Annotated in this window: 16 protein-coding genes and 1 tRNA gene; 5 read left to right on the top strand and 12 right to left on the bottom strand. The window is 66.0% G+C overall.

The features are described 5' to 3' along the window. Positions 1–8 precede the first annotated feature (8 nt). A complete protein-coding gene (gene pcnB, locus GJ672_RS02600; protein ID WP_195759534.1) occupies positions 9–1,322 on the bottom strand; it encodes a polynucleotide adenylyltransferase PcnB in 1,314 nt (437 codons plus the stop codon). Between the two features lie 100 nt (positions 1,323–1,422). Between pcnB and GJ672_RS02595 the strand changes: the two genes are divergently transcribed. Next, a tRNA-Glu gene (locus GJ672_RS02595) sits at positions 1,423–1,497 on the top strand. Between the two features lie 18 nt (positions 1,498–1,515). Continuing rightward, positions 1,516–1,944 (top strand): RDD family protein, encoded by a 429-nt coding sequence (locus tag GJ672_RS02590; RefSeq protein WP_154295744.1) that lies wholly within the window; start codon positions 1,516–1,518, stop codon positions 1,942–1,944. On the opposite strand, the gene lptG is transcribed toward GJ672_RS02590, so the two are convergent. Both lptG and lptF read right to left on the bottom strand, forming a co-directional pair. Beyond that, complete coding sequence (lptG, locus tag GJ672_RS02585) at positions 1,941–3,017, bottom strand: LPS export ABC transporter permease LptG (protein WP_195759533.1); 1,077 nt, start codon at positions 3,015–3,017, stop codon at positions 1,941–1,943. The genes GJ672_RS02590 and lptG overlap by 4 nt on opposite strands. 11 nt (positions 3,018–3,028) lie before the next feature. Then, positions 3,029–4,111: an LPS export ABC transporter permease LptF gene (gene lptF / locus GJ672_RS02580; RefSeq protein ID WP_195759532.1), complete on the bottom strand. Its 1,083-nt coding sequence runs from the start codon at positions 4,109–4,111 to the stop codon at positions 3,029–3,031. A 101-nt stretch (positions 4,112–4,212) separates the two neighbouring features. Between lptF and GJ672_RS02575 the strand changes: the two genes are divergently transcribed. Both GJ672_RS02575 and GJ672_RS02570 read left to right on the top strand, forming a co-directional pair. After that, a complete protein-coding gene (locus tag GJ672_RS02575; RefSeq protein ID WP_154295741.1) occupies positions 4,213–4,632 on the top strand; it encodes a DNA polymerase III subunit chi in 420 nt (139 codons plus the stop codon). Positions 4,633–4,647: 15 nt separating this feature from the next. After that, on the top strand, positions 4,648–7,449 hold the full coding sequence (locus tag GJ672_RS02570; protein ID WP_154295740.1) for a valine--tRNA ligase: 2,802 nt from the start codon (positions 4,648–4,650) through the stop codon (positions 7,447–7,449). Here GJ672_RS02570 and GJ672_RS02565 read toward each other — a convergent pair. The 8 genes from GJ672_RS02565 to ilvN form a co-directional block, all read right to left on the bottom strand. Beyond that, positions 7,446–8,750, bottom strand: a complete 1,305-nt coding sequence (locus GJ672_RS02565) for a DUF945 family protein (protein WP_154295739.1) — start codon at positions 8,748–8,750, stop codon at positions 7,446–7,448. The two genes, GJ672_RS02570 and GJ672_RS02565, sit on opposite strands and share 4 nt — an antisense overlap. Before the next feature lie 47 nt (positions 8,751–8,797). Then, positions 8,798–9,022: a DUF2970 domain-containing protein gene (locus GJ672_RS02560; protein WP_154295738.1), complete on the bottom strand. Its 225-nt coding sequence runs from the start codon at positions 9,020–9,022 to the stop codon at positions 8,798–8,800. A gap of 101 nt (positions 9,023–9,123) precedes the next feature. Next, the gene (rimI, locus tag GJ672_RS02555; RefSeq protein WP_154295737.1) at positions 9,124–9,615 is read right to left on the bottom strand and encodes a ribosomal protein S18-alanine N-acetyltransferase; all 492 of its coding nucleotides are present in this window, start codon (positions 9,613–9,615) and stop codon (positions 9,124–9,126) included. Continuing rightward, complete coding sequence (locus tag GJ672_RS02550) at positions 9,612–10,274, bottom strand: uracil-DNA glycosylase (RefSeq protein WP_154295736.1); 663 nt, start codon at positions 10,272–10,274, stop codon at positions 9,612–9,614. The genes rimI and GJ672_RS02550 overlap by 4 nt, the downstream gene beginning before the upstream one ends. 15 nt (positions 10,275–10,289) lie before the next feature. Continuing rightward, positions 10,290–11,843, bottom strand: a complete 1,554-nt coding sequence (locus tag GJ672_RS02545; RefSeq protein WP_154295735.1) for a 2-isopropylmalate synthase — start codon at positions 11,841–11,843, stop codon at positions 10,290–10,292. 31 nt (positions 11,844–11,874) lie between these two features. Next, the gene (gene pssA, locus GJ672_RS02540) at positions 11,875–12,654 is read right to left on the bottom strand and encodes a CDP-diacylglycerol--serine O-phosphatidyltransferase (protein WP_154295734.1); all 780 of its coding nucleotides are present in this window, start codon (positions 12,652–12,654) and stop codon (positions 11,875–11,877) included. A gap of 66 nt (positions 12,655–12,720) precedes the next feature. After that, complete coding sequence (ilvC, locus tag GJ672_RS02535) at positions 12,721–13,737, bottom strand: ketol-acid reductoisomerase (protein WP_154295733.1); 1,017 nt, start codon at positions 13,735–13,737, stop codon at positions 12,721–12,723. 20 nt (positions 13,738–13,757) lie between these two features. Further along, entirely contained in the window at positions 13,758–14,252 is a 495-nt protein-coding gene (ilvN, locus tag GJ672_RS02530; RefSeq protein WP_154295732.1) for an acetolactate synthase small subunit, read from the bottom strand. 150 nt (positions 14,253–14,402) lie between these two features. Between ilvN and GJ672_RS02525 the strand changes: the two genes are divergently transcribed. Then, positions 14,403–16,133: a proline--tRNA ligase gene (locus GJ672_RS02525; protein WP_154295731.1), complete on the top strand. Its 1,731-nt coding sequence runs from the start codon at positions 14,403–14,405 to the stop codon at positions 16,131–16,133. Here GJ672_RS02525 and trmH read toward each other — a convergent pair. Then, positions 16,073–16,741 (bottom strand): tRNA (guanosine(18)-2'-O)-methyltransferase TrmH, encoded by a 669-nt coding sequence (trmH, locus tag GJ672_RS02520; RefSeq protein WP_154295730.1) that lies wholly within the window; start codon positions 16,739–16,741, stop codon positions 16,073–16,075. The genes GJ672_RS02525 and trmH overlap by 61 nt on opposite strands. Positions 16,742–16,773: the final 32 nt, after the last annotated feature.

Below are 16,773 nucleotides of genomic sequence, written 5' to 3'. Positions count from 1 at the left end.
GGCAAGCGTCAGCCCTCCGGCCCGTCGGCGACCGGTGGCTTGCGCCGCCGTCCACCGCGGCGACGACGGCGTGCCGGTGTGGGGGGCGGCGCATCGGCACTGCTGGTGGTGAAGGCACGCCACCAGTCGGCGAGCTCCGGGTCCACCAGTCCCGCCTCGCCACGCAGCAGCAGAAAATCATAGGCGGCCCGAAAGCGCGGATGGGAAAAAAGGCGTTTCGCCCGACTCTCGGAACGGGTGTCAAAGCGCGGCTGTAGTGCCCAGATCTCCCGCATGGGCATGGCAAAGCGCTTCGGGATGGCCACCTGCCTCAGCTGACGCTCCAGGGCCTCGGTAATGGCCTGCTCCACCAGCTCCCGGTCCAGATCCGGCGACAGCCGGCCTTTGGGCAGCTGCGCCAGAATGGCAGGCCAGATCAGCGCCGCAAACAGAAAGGCCGGGGTCACGGGGCGCTCTTCATTGACCCGTCGATCGGTGCTCTCCAGCGCCCGGGCCACGAAGGTCACGAACTGACCGTGCTCATCATCGTCCAGGGCCGTGTCGGTGGCCGGGAACAGATACCGGAAAAGCCCGTGCTGCCGCAGCGACTCGAACGTCTCCACCCCCTGCCCGGCCATGAACAGCTTGAGCACTTCGTCGAACAGCCGCGCCGGCGGGATTTCATCCAGCGCATCCGCCATTCGGGGGATGGGCAGCGCCGTCTCGGGATCAATCACGAATCCCAGTTTGGCGGCAAATCGCACCGCCCGGAGCATTCGCACCGGATCCTCCCGATAGCGAACGGCGGGATCGCCGATCAGGCGCAGTCGCCCGGCCTTGAGATCGGCCATTCCCCCGGTGTAGTCCACCACCGAGAAGTCGGCGATGTTGTAGTAGAGGGCGTTGATGGTGAAATCCCGGCGCAGGGCATCTTCTTCGATGGTGCCGTAAACATTGTCCCGCAGGATCATGCCGTCCTCGAGCACCCGCTCCCCCTCGTCGGCATCGTCCGACGGAGCCAGGGCGCGAAAAGTGGCCACCTCGATGATCTCCGGCCCCCAGTGCACGTGCGCCAGACGAAAACGCCGACCGATGAGGCGGCAGTTGCGGAACAGAGCCTTGACCTCATCCGGGGTGGCGTCGGTGGCGACGTCGAAATCCTTGGGCTCCCGACCCAAAGACAGGTCCCGCACGCCGCCTCCCACCAGATAGGCGCCGTAACCCGCGTTCTTGAGCCGATAGAGCACCGTCAGGGCTCGCTCGCTGATCTGTGAGCGGGAGACGATATGCTGGTCCCGAGGGACAATTGTCGGCTCGATGGATGATGGTCCGGATTGACTCACGGGCTGCTCCGCGCCTCTTGTACGGCAAAAACGAGCCCGTATAATACCAGCCCTTGTTGTCGGGGCCGATCATCGGCCACCTCCAGGGCAACGCGATCACGCTCCCATCGTCTAGTGGTGAGGACGCCGCCCTCTCAAGGCGGAAACCGGGGTTCAAATCCCCGTGGGAGCGCCACTTGTTCACAGGATCGGCATGATTCCCGACGAACACCGACCCAGTCTGCTGCGCCGTCTCGCGGCGATTCTCTACGACAGCATGTTGCTGATTGCGCTGTGGATTGGCGCCGGCGCCATCTGGGTGGGGTTTCGGGGCGGCGAAGCCGCTGAGCCGGGCTCAATCGCTTTTCAGATCTATCTGCTCGCCGTGGCCTGGGGTTTCTTCGTCGGCTTCTGGTGCATCGGCGGTCGCACGCTGGGGATGCAGGCATGGCGCCTTCGCCTGATTGACGCCAACGGCCAGCGGGTGAGCGCCCGGGCCGCCTCCTACCGCTTCGCCATGGCCCTGGTGTCCTGGTTACCGGTGGGACTGGGTTTCCTCTGGGCCCTGCTGGACCGCGAGGGCCAGACCTGGCACGACCGCCTGTCCCGAACCTATCTTTACCTGGACGAGCGGCACAGCTAACCGGCCCGGCGAATGCCCACCAGGGCCACCACCCCTACCAGCAACGTGGGCAGCAAAGCGCTCAGGGGCGCCGGCAGTCCGTAGATCATGCCGGCGTTGCCCAGAAACCGATTCAGCAGAAAGAAACCCAGACCGATCATGACGCCGATGAAAATCCGCTGCCCGGCACTGTTACTGCGCTGCGGCCCGAAAACCAGCGGCACCGTCAGCAGCAGCATGACCACGGTGGCCAGGGGCGTGGCGACTTTCTCCCAGAAGGCCAGTTGATACCGCGCGCTGTCCAGGTCATTGGCTTCGAGATAGCGGACGTACTCCCGAATTTCAGTGGCGGACAGGGTCGCTGCATCCACCACCACGACTTCCAGCATGTCGGGCCGCAGCTCGCCTCCCAGGGCGAAATCAGCGCTTTCCCTCACATCCACGCCCTCCGACCAGAACCGGCTGACCCGCGCATCGGCCAGTTGCCACCGGCTCGACTCGAAGCGCGCGCCCGGCGCGACCACCACCTGCACGAGCCGGTCACCATCAACCTGAAACGCGGTGACACCAGCGAGGGTATCCGCTGCCAGCACCCGGTCGACGTGGAGCACCCACTCACCATCCCGGGCCCACAACCGGCCCGCCGCCGACCCCAGCTGTCCGTCGCTGGCTCGGGCCTGGACGGACTCGGCCATTCGCGAGGCCGATGGCGCCACCCACTCGCCCACCACGGCGGCCATCAGCGCCAGCATGGTCGCCGCCAGTGCCACCGGGCGCGCGATGCGCGCCGGCGACAGACCCACCGCCCGCATAACCGTCAGTTCACTGCGGGCCGCCAGGGCGCCCAGGCTGACCAACGCACCCAGCAGGGTGGCCATGGGAAAGGCCTCATAACCCCGCTGCACCATGGAAAGCCCCACCGCCAGCATCGCGTCGGCCAGCTGGTAGTCCCCCACGCCAATGTCGTCGGCCTTGTCGATGAACTCGAACACAAAGCTCAGGCAAACAATCACCGCCAGCCCCACCAGAGCACCGGCGGTCACGGTGGCGGCCACGTAGCGATCGAGCCGGGAGAACAAGGGACTCCGGGACATGGCCATCACCGTCAAACCCGCCGCCGCAGCTGCAGGCCCAGCATGAATCGCAGGGCCAGCAGAACGGCCATCAGTGCGGCGCCGTGCACGAGCACGCCCCCAAGCCAGGCCGGAACACCGGTGCGAACCGTCCAGTCCGACACCGCATAGAGAAGGTTGAAGTAAAGCATGAACAGCAGGACCGCCGTGACCACTCGGCCATACCGCCCGCTGCGGGGCCCTGACCGGGAAAGCGGGAGGCTGGCCAGCGCGAGGATCACCACCATCAACGGAAACGACATCCGGTTGAGCAACTCGGCCCGGGCTCCCGCATCCGGCCGTTGCGCCAGATCCCGCAGAGCCAGCTCATCCAGGCTTACCCGGGGAGAAACCGGGCGCGGCTCGGCCAGGCGCACGCCGTACTCCTGGAATGCCAGGGTCTGCCAGGCACCGGTGCCCGGCTCCCCGCGATAGCGCCGACCATCCGCGAGCACCAGAAATTCCCCTGGAGCCATTTCATCCACCGCCCGGCGGCCCTGTTCGGCCACCCAGATCTCCCGCCGCCCGTTGCCCAGACGTCGCTCGGCGAAAACCGCCTGCATTCGGCCCTGATCGTCGACGTCACCGGCGTACACCACCGTGCCACCGCCAAACGCCTGGAAGCGGCCCGGCTGCAGGCCCGCAAACTGTGCACTCTGGCGCGCCTCCGCCAGCACCTGATTGGCCTGACGCTCCGCCGCCGGCCCCACGCTCAGCGTGAGCGCGCCGACCACCAGCACCAGGGGTGCGGCCGCCGCCAGGATGCCCCGATACAGCCGATCCGGGCCAATCCCGCACCCGGCCATGGCCGTGATTTCGGAATCCCGGTAGAGACGCCCCAGCGCCAGCACCAGTGCCAGAAAAAAACTGCCCGGCAACACTACGCCCACATTGGCTGCCGCCTTAAGGCCGAGCATCACGAAAATGACATCCGGCGGAATGTCGCCTCGGGCTGCGTCCGCCATGAAATCGATCAGTCGATTGGTGAGCAGCACCACCAACAGCACCAGCGTCACTGCCAGCCAGCTGGTCAATATCTCTTTCAGCAGGTAACGGGTCAGCCGGTTCAGGCCCACGACATGAACCCCGTGGCTGCGGTAACCTCTCCGATTTGGTGCAATGCTTGCTTCCTCAAACGGGCGATGCGCCGGGGACCAATGGTACAGCCGCCGGGGCGATGATGCCGCGCATCGATTTCTACATTCTTGCCAGCGAGGGCGCGGATGCCCGGGAGCAGTTCTGCTGTCGATTGGCCGCGCGTGCCTGGCGGAAGGGGTTGACGGTGCTGATCCGCCCGCAGGACGAGGCCATGGCCGTGCGCCTGGACGAAGCGCTGTGGACTTTCGATGAGCAGAGTTTCGTCCCTCACGGACGCGAGCCCCTTGGCGGAGACAACCCCGTCGTGATCACCACCGAAGCATGCCCCGGCCGATTGCTCATCAACCTGTCGGAGGATACGCCGGCGGACTGGGCGCAGCGTGAGCGCATTGCCGAAATCATTAACGCCGATGCCCGGATTCGGGACACCGGGCGACAACGGTACCGCCATTACCAGCAGGCGGGGGCCGAACTGAAGTCTCACCGTCTGGAGCACTAGGAGCTGCCTGAATCCATGGACAAGACCTACGACCCGGCCAACATCGAGCGCCAGTGGTATCAGCGCTGGGAGCAGAACGAGCAGTTCAAGCCCCGCGGCAATGGCCGGCCCTACTGCATCATGATTCCGCCGCCCAATGTCACCGGCACCCTGCACATGGGGCATGCCTTTCAGGACACCCTCATGGACATTCTGATCCGCTACCACCGCATGGCCGGCGATCGGACCCTGTGGCAGCCCGGCACAGACCACGCCGGTATCGCCACGCAGATGGTGGTTGAGCGCCAGCTCAATGAGGAAGGCAAGACCCGCCATGATCTCGGGCGCGAGGCCTTCGTCGACCGCATCTGGCAGTGGAAGGCCCAGTCCGGTGGCACCATCCAGAACCAGATGCGCCGACTGGGCGCGTCGGTGGACTGGTCCCGGGAACGCTTCACCATGGACGAGGGGCTTTCCGACGCCGTCCAGGAAGTGTTCGTGCGCCTCTACGAGGAAGGGCTCATCTACCGCGGCCAGCGACTGGTGAACTGGGATCCGGTGCTCCAGACCGCCGTGTCCGATCTGGAAGTGGAGTCGGCTGAAGAGCAGGGTTCCATCTGGAAGTTGCGCTATCCCCTGGACGACAGCGATGAGTATCTGGTGGTGGCCACCACCCGCCCGGAAACGATGCTGGGTGACACCGCGGTGGCGGTCAATCCGGAGGATGAGCGCTTCCGGCACCTGGTGGGACGCTACGTCCGGCTGCCGCTGGTGGGGCGGCGTATCCCCATTGTGGCGGATGAGTACGTGGACCCGGCGTTCGGCACCGGCTGCCTCAAAATCACCCCGGCCCACGATTTCAACGACTACCAGGTGGGCCTGCGGCACGGCTGCGAACCCATTAACGTCCTCACCGAGCAGGCCTGCATCAACGACAACGCGCCGGCCGCCTATCAGGGGCTGGATCGCTACGAGGCCCGGGAGCGAATTGTCGCCGATCTGGACGCCGCCGGACTGCTGGAGGGCATCGACCCCCACCGAATGATGGTGCCCCGCTGCGACCGCACCGGGGTGGTGGTCGAGCCCTACCTGACCCATCAGTGGTTCGTGGACCTCACCCGGGACGTTCAGCAGGACGGACGCCCCGGCGGCTGGAGCGCCATTACCCGACCGGCCATTCAGGCGGTTCGCCAGGGGCAGATTCGTTTTGTCCCGGAGAACTGGACCAAGACCTACTACAACTGGCTGGAAGACATTCAGGACTGGTGCATCAGCCGCCAGCTCTGGTGGGGGCATCGCATCCCCGCCTGGTACGACGCCCAGGGCAATGTCTACGTGGGCCGGGACGAACCCGATGTGCGCGCCCGCCACAACCTGCCCGCGGACCACCCCCTCAGCCAGGACGAGGACGTCCTGGACACCTGGTTTTCCTCGGCACTGTGGCCGTTCTCAACCCTGGGCTGGCCGGAGGAAACCGACGAGCTGGCGACCTTCTACCCCACCAACGTGCTGGTCACCGGGTTTGACATCATCTTCTTCTGGGTCGCCCGGATGATCATGATGGGGCTCTACTTCCGCGATGACGTGCCGTTTCGTGAGGTCTACATCCACGGCCTGGTGCGGGATTCCGAAGGCACCAAGATGTCCAAATCCAAGGGCAATGTGCTGGACCCCATCGACATCGTCGATGGCATCGATCTGGAATCCCTGGTGCGCAAGCGCACCACTGGCCTGATGCAGCCCCAGCGCGCCAAAGCCATCGAGCGCCAGACCCGACAGGCCTTTCCCGAGGGTATCGCCGCCCATGGCACCGATGCCCTTCGCTTCACCTTTGCCAGCCTGGCCACCACCGGGCGCGATGTGGTTTTTGACATGGGCCGGGTGGATGGTTATCGCAACTTCTGCAACAAGCTCTGGAATGCCGCCCGCTTTGTTCTGATGAATACCGAGGGGGAAGACTGCGGCAGCGACGGCGAAACCGTGATCCTGGGGGATGCCGAGCGCTGGATCATCTCGCGACTGCAGAAGACCGAGGCCGCGGTGACCGAAGCCATCGAGCAGTACCGGATGGATCAGGCGGCGCAGGCCATTTACGAATTTCTCTGGGATGAGTACTGCGACTGGTACCTGGAACTCAGCAAGCCGGTGCTCCAGGGTGACGCCACCGCCGACCAGCGCCGTGGCACCCGGCAGACGCTGGTTCGGGTACTGGAAGCCGTGCTGCGCCTGGCGCATCCCATTATGCCCTTCATTACCGAGGAGATCTGGCAGCGACTGGCGCCGCTGGCGGGCAAATCCGGCGACACCATCATGACCGAGCCCTTCCCGGTGGCGGAGCCCGGGCGCGAAGACCCCGCCGCCGAAGCCGACATCCGATGGCTTCAGCGATTCATTCTGGGTATTCGACGCATCCGTGGTGAAATGGACATTCCGCCGGGCAAGCCGCTGCCGGTGCTGCTGCAGAACAGTTCGGCCAGCGATCGGGAAAGACTGGAGCGACACAGGCCGGCCCTGGATTTTCTGGCCCGCCTGGAGTCCGTCAAAGTCCTGGAGGCGGGGGAAACCGCGCCGGAGTCGGCCCTGGCACTGGTGGATCAGCTGGAGATTCGCGTGCCCATGGCCGGCCTGATTGACCGTGATGCCGAGCTCGCCCGCATCGATCGGGAACGGGAAAAACTGACCCGGGATTACGAGCGCACCCGGAACAAGCTGGACAACGAGTCCTTTGTGAACCGCGCCCCCGCTGAGGTGGTACAACGGGAGCGCGACAAACTGGCGGACATGACCGGCTCACTGGAGCGTCTGGCGGAGCAGCGCCAGCGCATCGAACGGCTCTAGGGCATGCGCCACCAGGGCACGTCATTGACCCGCAGCGCCCCGTCCTGAAAGGTCAGTTCGGTGTGCCATTGGTCGTCGCTTCGACGAAGCACGCCGAAGGCTTCCAGTTGGCGGAGCCAGTCCCGCTGGACGGGGGCCATCTGATCCGCCAGCGCCGGATCCATAGTCAGCGAGACCCCGGCATCCACGAACGCCAGCAGGGTCCAGGAGCCCACCCCCTGACGCAGCGGCCCCGCCATGGCGGGACTGACCTGTAGCGAGCCATCGGCCGCAACGCCCCGCCCCGGGCCGGCGGCCAGCCGCAACCGCTCCAGGCTCAAACGGGGCCCACCCTCGGCGAGCCGGGCCAGGAGATCGGCGTCCAGCGCGTCGCCGGCGCTCAACGCCAGGAAGGGCTCCAGCGGAAGGCCCTCGGCTTTGAGTGCCAGCCCGCCGTCCAGGGTCGGATTCGGTGCAACGCTGAGGCGGTCCCAGTCCAGCGAGGCGCCGACGGTCATGTGGCCGCTGTCCGCCAGTCGGGATCGCGTGGCGAGCCGCAGCCCGTCCACCCGAACCGGCGGCTGATCCAGCGAGGTCAGCACCACCAGTCCGGTGTCCAGATGGTTCTCTCCCACCCAGAGACCCTGATCATCGACTGCCAGCCAGGCCAGTTGCCAGCCGCCGCTGACCTCTCTGAGCGTGATGGTGTCGCCGCCCCGGGGATCGGTTAGGGTCAGCCCCGGCCATTCCAGCTGACCATCCAGCGCCTCACGGCGCGGGTGATAACGCAACTCCAGCGACAGGGCCCCACTGTTCAGGTGGAGCTGTTCGGCCGGGGGCAGCCTGCCATCCAGCTCGGCGACTTCCAGGGTCATGGTCTGCGCCCGATAGCCAATCCGGCCGGCCAGCTGCAGACTCTCCGGGCCGCCTCCCAGGGCCTCCAGCCAGCGTACCACCGGGCCGTCACCGGTCAGGCCGCCCTGGTACCGCACGCCATCAATGCCGTGCCGAACCGTGGTCTCCAGCACGAGCTCGAGCGGTCCCTCCGGCAGCTCCAGGGCATGCCGCCAGACCGGGTCCGCCGCTGCCTCGGGCCAGGTCACCCGGGTGATCGCCTCGGAGCGGTAAAGCCCCCGCTGATACTCCATCAACGCCAGGGTCGGCGCATTCGGGCCACTGGCCAGCAGTTGTGCCTCGGCGGCGTCCACCTGGGTTCGGTAGATCCGCTCGGCATGAATGCCATTGATGACAGGCAGGGCGGCCAACCCCACCGCCAGCACCCCCAGAAAGGCCAGGGCGCCGGCGCGTATTCCCCGATGCATGGTTGGTGCCCTCCGCGGTGAACGGGCGGTTACCCGCCGGATGCCGATCAGGTCAGTCGGTTAATCACGAACCAGACGACGCCCATTAATACCACGACGAACACCGCGGTGAAGACGAAGCCGGCGATGATGAACGTGGTGGCGTTGCCGCGGCTGAAGTCCCGCTCTCGAGCCTCTTCGCTCTGCACCCCCAAAGCGGCGGCAAGGGTGCTTTTAATCACCTGCCAGACCGTCAGGCCCCGGGGTTCTCCGGGATCCGATTGATCAGCCATGAATCCTGGCCTCTTCGCTGAAGAAATGAGGGCGCGATTATAAAAGCCAGAACGCGGGCCTGCACGGCGGCTTCGCCGCGGCGGACCGATGACGGCACCGGTCAGCGACCAGAGGCGGACATAACTTCCCGCAGGGTATAGCGCATGACCAGCGCATCCTCGCGCCCGTCTTCGGTGGGATAATAATCCCGGCGCCGCCCGACCCGGCGAAACCCGATGGTGCGATAGAGATGCACCGCCGATTCGTTGCTGGGCCGGACCTCCAGAAACACCGATTCGGCACCCAGTCGTTCACTGCGGGTCAGGCCTTTCTCCAGCAGCCGCCGACCGAATCCCCGATTGTGCCACTCCGGATGCACCGCCAGATTCAGGATATGAGCCTCCCCCGGGCCCATGGCCAGCACCAGGTGCCCGACCACGCGATCCGTGGCCAGCTGGATCCAGCATTCGTAGCCCATCCGCAGGCAGTCACGAAAAATTGTCAGGGTCCAGGGGTAGTGATAGGCGGTGGACTCCACCTGGTAGACCGCCTCCAGATCGCCGGGCCGCATGGGTCGGATCACCGGCAGCACCGCCTCGGAGCGCTGACTCATGCCGCCTCCCGAAGCGCCGCTTTAAGCGCCAGCAGATCCTCCCAGGCCTGGGCCTTGGCCGCCGGCCGGCGCAGCAGATACGCCGGGTGATAGGTCACCCTGACGGGAACCCCCGTGTCCGGCCCGGCATGCCAGCGCCCGCGAAGCCGACCCAGCGTGCCGGTCTGCCCGGTCAGCGCCTGAGCGGAAACCTTGCCCACCGCCAGTATCACCCGGGGCTGAATCATGGCGATCTGCTGCTCCAACCAGGGTCGGCAGGCGGCCATTTCCTCCGGCCTGGGATCGCGGTTATCCGGAGGGCGGGATTTAATCACGTTGGTAATGAACACCCCGGACTGGCGATCCAGACCAATGGCGGCAAGCATGGCGTCCAGCAGCTGCCCGGCGCGACCCACGAAGGGCTCCCCCCGGCGGTCCTCCTCGGCACCCGGCGCTTCCCCCACCACCATCAACGGAGCGGCGCGGTCTCCCACCCCCGGCACCGCCCGACGGCGGGTCAGGTGCAGCGGGCAGCCCTGACAGGCGGCAATGCGGGATTCCAGTGCGGCCCAGTCCCCGGCGCTCGCCTGCCGGTCAGGGGCCGGCGCGGCCTGTTCCGACCAGGCGGTCAACCCCATGGCTGCCAGCAGTCGTTGCCGTCGCGGATCGAGGCTCGTCATGCCCGGCGCTCCCGCTCAAACGCCCTCGGTCTGGGGATGGGTGCGCCTCGCGCCCCGCCGCAACCGGTTGAGCGCATGCAGATAGGCCTTGGCCGAAGCAATCACGATGTCGGTATCCGCGCCCTGACCATTCACGGCCCGACCGCCCCGTTCCAGTCTCACGGTCACTTCACCCTGGGCATCGGTGCCGGTGGTGATGTTGTTCACCGAGTAGAGAAGCAACTCCGCGTCCAGCTGGACAATGCCCTGAATGGCTCGGAAGGCGGCGTCCACCGGCCCGTCCCCGGAGGCCTGGTGATGGGTTTCCTGCCCGTCCATCAGCAGCGTGACGTCGGCAACCGGGGTCTCGCCGGTCTCCGAGCAGCAGCGGAAGGCCACCAGACTGATGGTCTGCTCCTCCTCCAGCGCCGCCACGGCCTCACTGGCCAGCGCCTGCAGGTCCTCATCAAAAATTTCGTGCTTTTTGTCCGCGAGCTCCTTGAAACGCTGAAACGCCTCATTGAGCTGTCCGGCGGTTTCGAAGTTGATGCCGATTTCTTCACAACGACTGCGAAAGGCATTGCGACCCGAGTGCTTGCCGAGAACCATACGATTGGTGCCCCAGCCCACGTCCTCGGCCCGCATGATTTCGTAGGTCTCCCGGTGCTTGAGGACGCCGTCCTGATGGATGCCGGATTCGTGGGCGAACGCATTGATGCCCACAATGGCCTTGTTGGGCTGCACGGCGAAGCCGGTGATGTTGGCCACCAGGCGAGAGGTGGGCAGGATCTCCCGGGTCTCTACCCGCGACGCGCAGGCAAACTCGTCCTGGCGGGTACGCAGGGCCATGACCAGCTCCTCCAGCGCGGCGTTGCCCGCCCGCTCACCCAGGCCGTTGATGGTGCACTCCACCTGGCGGGCTCCGGCCTGCACTGCGGCCAGCGAATTGGCCACCGCCAGCCCCAGGTCGTTGTGACAGTGCACGGACCATACCGCGCGGTCGGCGTTGGGGATCCGTTGCCGCAGATCCCGGATCAGGCCCGCAAACTGCTCGGGCAGGTTGTAGCCCACGGTGTCCGGGATATTGATGGTGCCGGCACCGGCATCAATGGCGGCTTCAATGATCCGGCAGAGGAAGTCCGGCTCGGATCGCCCGGCGTCCTCGGGGGAAAACTCGACGTCGTCGCAGTGCTGACGGGCGCGCTTGACCGCGGCCACCGCCCGCTCCACCACCTGGTCCGGCGTCAGCCGGAGTTTCTTTTCCATGTGCACCGGCGAGGTGGCAATGAAGGTATGAATCCGCCCGGCCGCTGCCGGCTTGACCGCGGCGCCCGCCCGATCCACATCCTCGTCATTGGCACGGGCGAGGCCGCAGACCCGGGCCTCGCGAACGGTCTCGGCCACCGCCTTCACCGATTCGAAGTCGCCCTGGGAGGCCGCCGGGAAACCGGCTTCGATGACATCCACGCGCAACCGCTCCAGCGCCCGGGCGATACGAACCTTCTCCTCCCGGGTCATGGACGCCCCGGGGCTCTGTTCGCCATCCCGCAGGGTGGTGTCGAAAATGATCAAGCGATCCACAGTGTCCATGCCCCTTCCTCCTCGCGCTCCTGCCCCAATACTAACCTGCATGACGCCGTTTGCGCCGCCGGCGCCGCCGCAGCACCGTCAACACCGGCCCGGAGAGCATGTAGGTCAGGGCCAGGGCAAACAGCACCGTGGGTGGATGCAGCGACATCAGGGCCACCGCCATCACACCCAGCACGATGGCCACGAAGGGCACCCGGTAACGGAAGTCGATTTCCTTGAAGCTGTCATAGCGGACGTTACTGACCATCAGAACGCCAGCCGCCACCGTAATGATCAGGGTGGGAATACCCAGCGGCCAGCCGGCAAAATCCAGCCGGTCCCCTGCCCACACCAGGCCGGCCAGCACGGCGGCGGCCGCCGGGCTCGGCAGCCCCTGGAAGTAGCGCTTGTCCGCCACACCGGCCTGGGTGTTGAAACGCGCCAGCCGCAAGCCGGCACAGGCGGTAAAGATAAAGGCGCCCAGCCAGCCGAGCTTGCCCCAGACCGTGCCCAGATCCCCCAGATCCGCCAGTGCCCAGGCGTAGACCACCAGGGCCGGCGCCACGCCAAAGGACACCATGTCGGCGATGCTGTCGTACTGCACGCCAAAGTCGCTCTGGGTGCCGGTCAACCGGGCGACCCGGCCGTCCAGCCCGTCCATGATCATGGCCACCAGCACGGCGATGGCCGCCAGTTCATAGGCACCGGAGAGTGCCGCCACCACCGCATAGAAGCCGAAGAAAAGGGTCAGGGTGGTGATGAGGTTGGGCAGCAGGTAGATCCCCCGCCGTCGGCGGCGGGGGCGATCGTGGGGCTCGGGATTGTCGTTCATGACTACCTCCGCCCCGGCGCAGCGGCTTCGCCGGCCACCACGCTCATCGGGGAGTTTGACCGTCGGCTAGTTACGACTGCGGTCCACCAGCTTGTTGGCCTGAATCCACGGCATCATGTCCCGCAGCCGGGAGCCCACTTCCTCGATGGGATGCTCCGCAGCCCGCCGGCGCATGGCCTTGAGGCGCGGCTCGCCGGCCTTGCTTTCGAGGACGAATTCCTTGGCAAATTCTCCATTGCGGATCTCCTCGAGGATCTCCTTCATGGCGGCGCGGGACTGTTCGTTGACCACCCGAGGTCCGCGGGTGAAGTCGCCGTACTCGGCGGTATTGGAAATGGAATACCGCATGTTGGCGATACCCCCCTGATACAGCAGATCGACGATCAGCTTGGTCTCGTGCAAGACCTCGAAGTAGGCCATTTCGGGCGCATAGCCGGCATCCACCAGGGTCTCGAAACCCGCCTCGATCAGCGAAGTGATGCCACCACAGAGCACCACCTGTTCGCCAAACAGGTCGGTTTCGGTTTCCTCCTGGAAGCTGGTCTCGATGACGCCGGAGCGACCGCCGCCGTTGGCCGAGGCATACGACAGGGCAATCTCCCGCGCCCGTCCGCTGGCATCCTGATGCACGGCGATCAGGCTGGGCACGCCGTTGCCCTCAACGTAGGTGGAGCGCACCAGATGACCCGGGCCCTTGGGAGCAATCATGAGCACGTCCATGTCCGGCCGAGGCTCGATCTGCTGGTAGTGGATGTTGAACCCGTGGGCAAAGGCAATGGCACCGCCCTGCTTGAGGTTGGGCGCCACGGACGCTTCGTAGACCGCCGGCTGATGCTCATCCGGCAGGGTCATCATGACCAGATCCGCGGCGGCCACGGCATCGCCGACCTCGGCCACTTCCAGGCCCGCCGCTTTCGCCTTGTCGGCGCTGCCGGATCCGGCGCGCAGGCCCACAACCACGGACACCCCGGATTCCTTGAGGTTGTTGGCATGGGCATGCCCCTGGGAGCCATAGCCGAGAATGGCCACTTTCATGCCCTGAATGATGGAAAGGTCGGCGTCTTTGTCGTAGTAAACCTTCATGGCTCCCCCGAGTGGTTGTTTCATACACGCATTTGTTTTTCGCCACGGGCAATGCCGATGACCCCGGAGCGCACCACTTCCATGGGGGTCTTTCGGTCCAGCAGCTCGAGGAACGCATCCAGTTTGCTGCTGCGGCCGATCACCTCGATGGTGTAGGTCTTGTCGGTCACATCGACAATGCAGGCGTCGAATATGTCGGCCAGGCGCTTGAACTCCTCGCGGGTCTCACCGGAGGTTGCCTGGACTTTCACCAGCATCAACTCCCGCTCGATATGGGTGGCCTCGGTGATATCCAGGACCTTCACCACGTCGAGCAGCTTGTTGAGCTGCTTGAGAATCTGGTCAACGATTCGATCGTCCCCCTGGGTGACCAGGGTCATCCGGGAAAGCGTCGGGTCATCGGTGGGCGCCACGGTCAGGGAGTCGATGTTGTAGCCCCGCGCGGTGAAAAGGCCCGCGATCCGGCCCAGCGCGCCGAACTCGTTCTCGACGAGGATGGAGATGATGTGTCGCATGTCCCCTGCCCGGCTACGGATTGACCAACGCCCGAATCGTTGAAAGCCGGTCAAGTTACGGGGCGCCGCATGGGGCGTCAAGCCTGGGGGTGGGCGCCTTCGGCCCGGTCGGCTAACCTGTGTCCTTCAATACCCACAGGACAGGAAGGCATGCGCGCAAGCCGATTCCCACTATTCACCAGCAAACAGACCCCGGCGGACGCGGAAATTGTCAGCCATCGCCTCATGCTGCGGGCCGGCCTCATCGAAAAGCTGGGCGCCGGCCTCTATACCTGGCAGCCCCTGGGCCTGCGTGTGCTTCGGCGGGTGGAGCGGATCGTCCGCGAGGAAATGGACCGCATCGGCGGCCTGGAAACGCTGATGCCCGCGGTGCAGCCAGCAGAGCTGTGGGAAGAGTCCGGCCGCTGGTCCCTGTACGGCCCGGAGCTGCTGCGCCTCAAGGACCGCCATGGGCGGGACTTCTGCGTCGGGCCGACCCACGAGGAAGTCATCACCGACTACCTCCGTCGGGAGCTGCGCAGTTACCGGCAGCTGCCCCTGACCTATTACCAGATCCAGACCAAGTTCCGGGACGAAATACGGCCTCGGTTCGGCGTGATGCGGGCCCGGGAATTCGTTATGAAAGACGCGTACTCCTTCCATCTGGATCAGGCATCCCTGGAGTCCACCTACCGGGACATGCACGAGGCCTATTCCCGGGTATTCCAGCGGCTGGGGCTGCGTTTTCGGTCGGTGGGGGCCGACAGCGGTGCCATCGGCGGTAGCGTGTCCGAGGAGTTCATGGTGCTGGCGGAGTCCGGCGAGGATGAGATTGCGAGCTGCAGCCAGTGTGATTACGCCGCCAATATCGAACTCGCCACCAGCGCGCCGCCGCCTGCCCCGGCGGCGGACCCCCTGCCCGCCGAAGAGGTCGCCACCCCCGGCGTGCAGACGGTCACCGAGCAGTGCGAGACCCTCGGCATTGCCCCCTCACAGGTCGTCAAGAGCGTGGTGGTCATGGCCGATGACTCCCCGGCGGTGCTGTTCATTGCCGGCGATGACGAACTCAACCTGGTGAAAGCCGCCCACGCCCTGGGGGCCGACGAGGTTCGACTGGCGGAGCCGGCGGAGGCGGTGGCGGCCACCGGCGCTCCCCGCGGATTCATTGGCCCCCGCGATCTGCCGGCGGACCTGACCCAGCGGGTGGACCATCGCGCCGCCACCCTGACCAACTTCTCCAGTGGCGCCGGGCGGGCCGACTGGCACTGGATCAATCTCAACTGGGAGCGGGACATGCCCCGTCCGCCCCGGGCCGACCTGCGCAACGTGGTCGCCGGTGAACCCTGCCCCTGCGGGGCCGGCGGGTGCATGGAGATCCATCGCGGCATCGAGGTAGGGCACATCTTCCAGCTGGGGACCAAGTACAGCGAGGCCATGGACGCTCGGGTGCTGGATGAAAATGGCGACCACCAGCCGCTGATCATGGGCTGTTACGGCATCGGTGTGTCCCGGGTGGTGGCCGCCGCCATCGAGCAGAACCATGACTCGCACGGCATCGTCTGGCCCGCTGCGCTGGCGCCCTTCGATGTCGCCATTGTCACCATTGGCGCCGACCGCTCCCCGGCGGTGACCGAGGCGGCCGAAGCGCTTTATAACGGTCTGCGCGCCGCGGGCATCGACCCCCTGTGGGATGACCGGGACGCCCGCCCCGGCGTGAAATTCGCCGACATGGAACTGATCGGCCTCCCCCATCGGGTCGTCATCGGCGATCGGGGCCTGGCCGCGGGTACCCTGGAGTACCGATCCCGGCAGGCCGAGGCCAGTGAGGACCTGCCCCTGGATCAGGCCCTCGAGGCGTTGCTGGAGCGAATCGGGTCGCCATCCTCATCCAGCGCCGGGTAGGGCAATCCGCGGACTCGGCAATGCTCGGCCAGCCTCGGATGGAGCCATTCAAACAGCGTGACCCGGTAGGTTTCCGGATCCAGCCGGGGCGCGTCGTAAAATCCGGCGGCCTCGCGCTGGCGCTGAGCCTCGAACAGAATCACCGCCGCCGCCACCGACACGTTCAGCGACTCCACCAGCCCCATCATGGGAACGGTGAGATGGCCATCAACGGCAGCCGCCGCCGCGGCGCTGACCCCCCAGCGCTCGGCCCCCATCAGCACCGCCATGGGCCGGGTATAATCAATCTGCCGAAAATCCACGGACTGGGGCGACTGGTGCGCCGCATACACCCGCAACCCCTCGGCCTGCAGGGCCTGAATGCCCTGCTGGATGTCGTCGTGAGTGACGGCCCGCACCCACCGGCCGGCCCCCGCCGAGCAGTGCCGATGAATCTCGAGCTCCCGCCCCGGCAGCACCGCATGGGCCTGAAACACGCCGGTAGCATCGCAGGTCCTTAAAATCGCGCTGAGATTATGGGGCTTGTGCACCTCCTCCATCAGCACTCGCAAGTCTGGCTGGCGGCGATCCAGCGTGGCACGCAGTCGCGCCAGACGATTGGCACCCAATGACCTGTCCTCCAACGGAATGAAGCCGTTAT

The organism is Spiribacter sp. 2438, from assembly GCF_009676705.1.
GTDB lineage: Bacteria > Pseudomonadota > Gammaproteobacteria > Nitrococcales > Nitrococcaceae > Spiribacter.
This window is presented reverse-complemented; position numbering and strand designations above follow the sequence as displayed.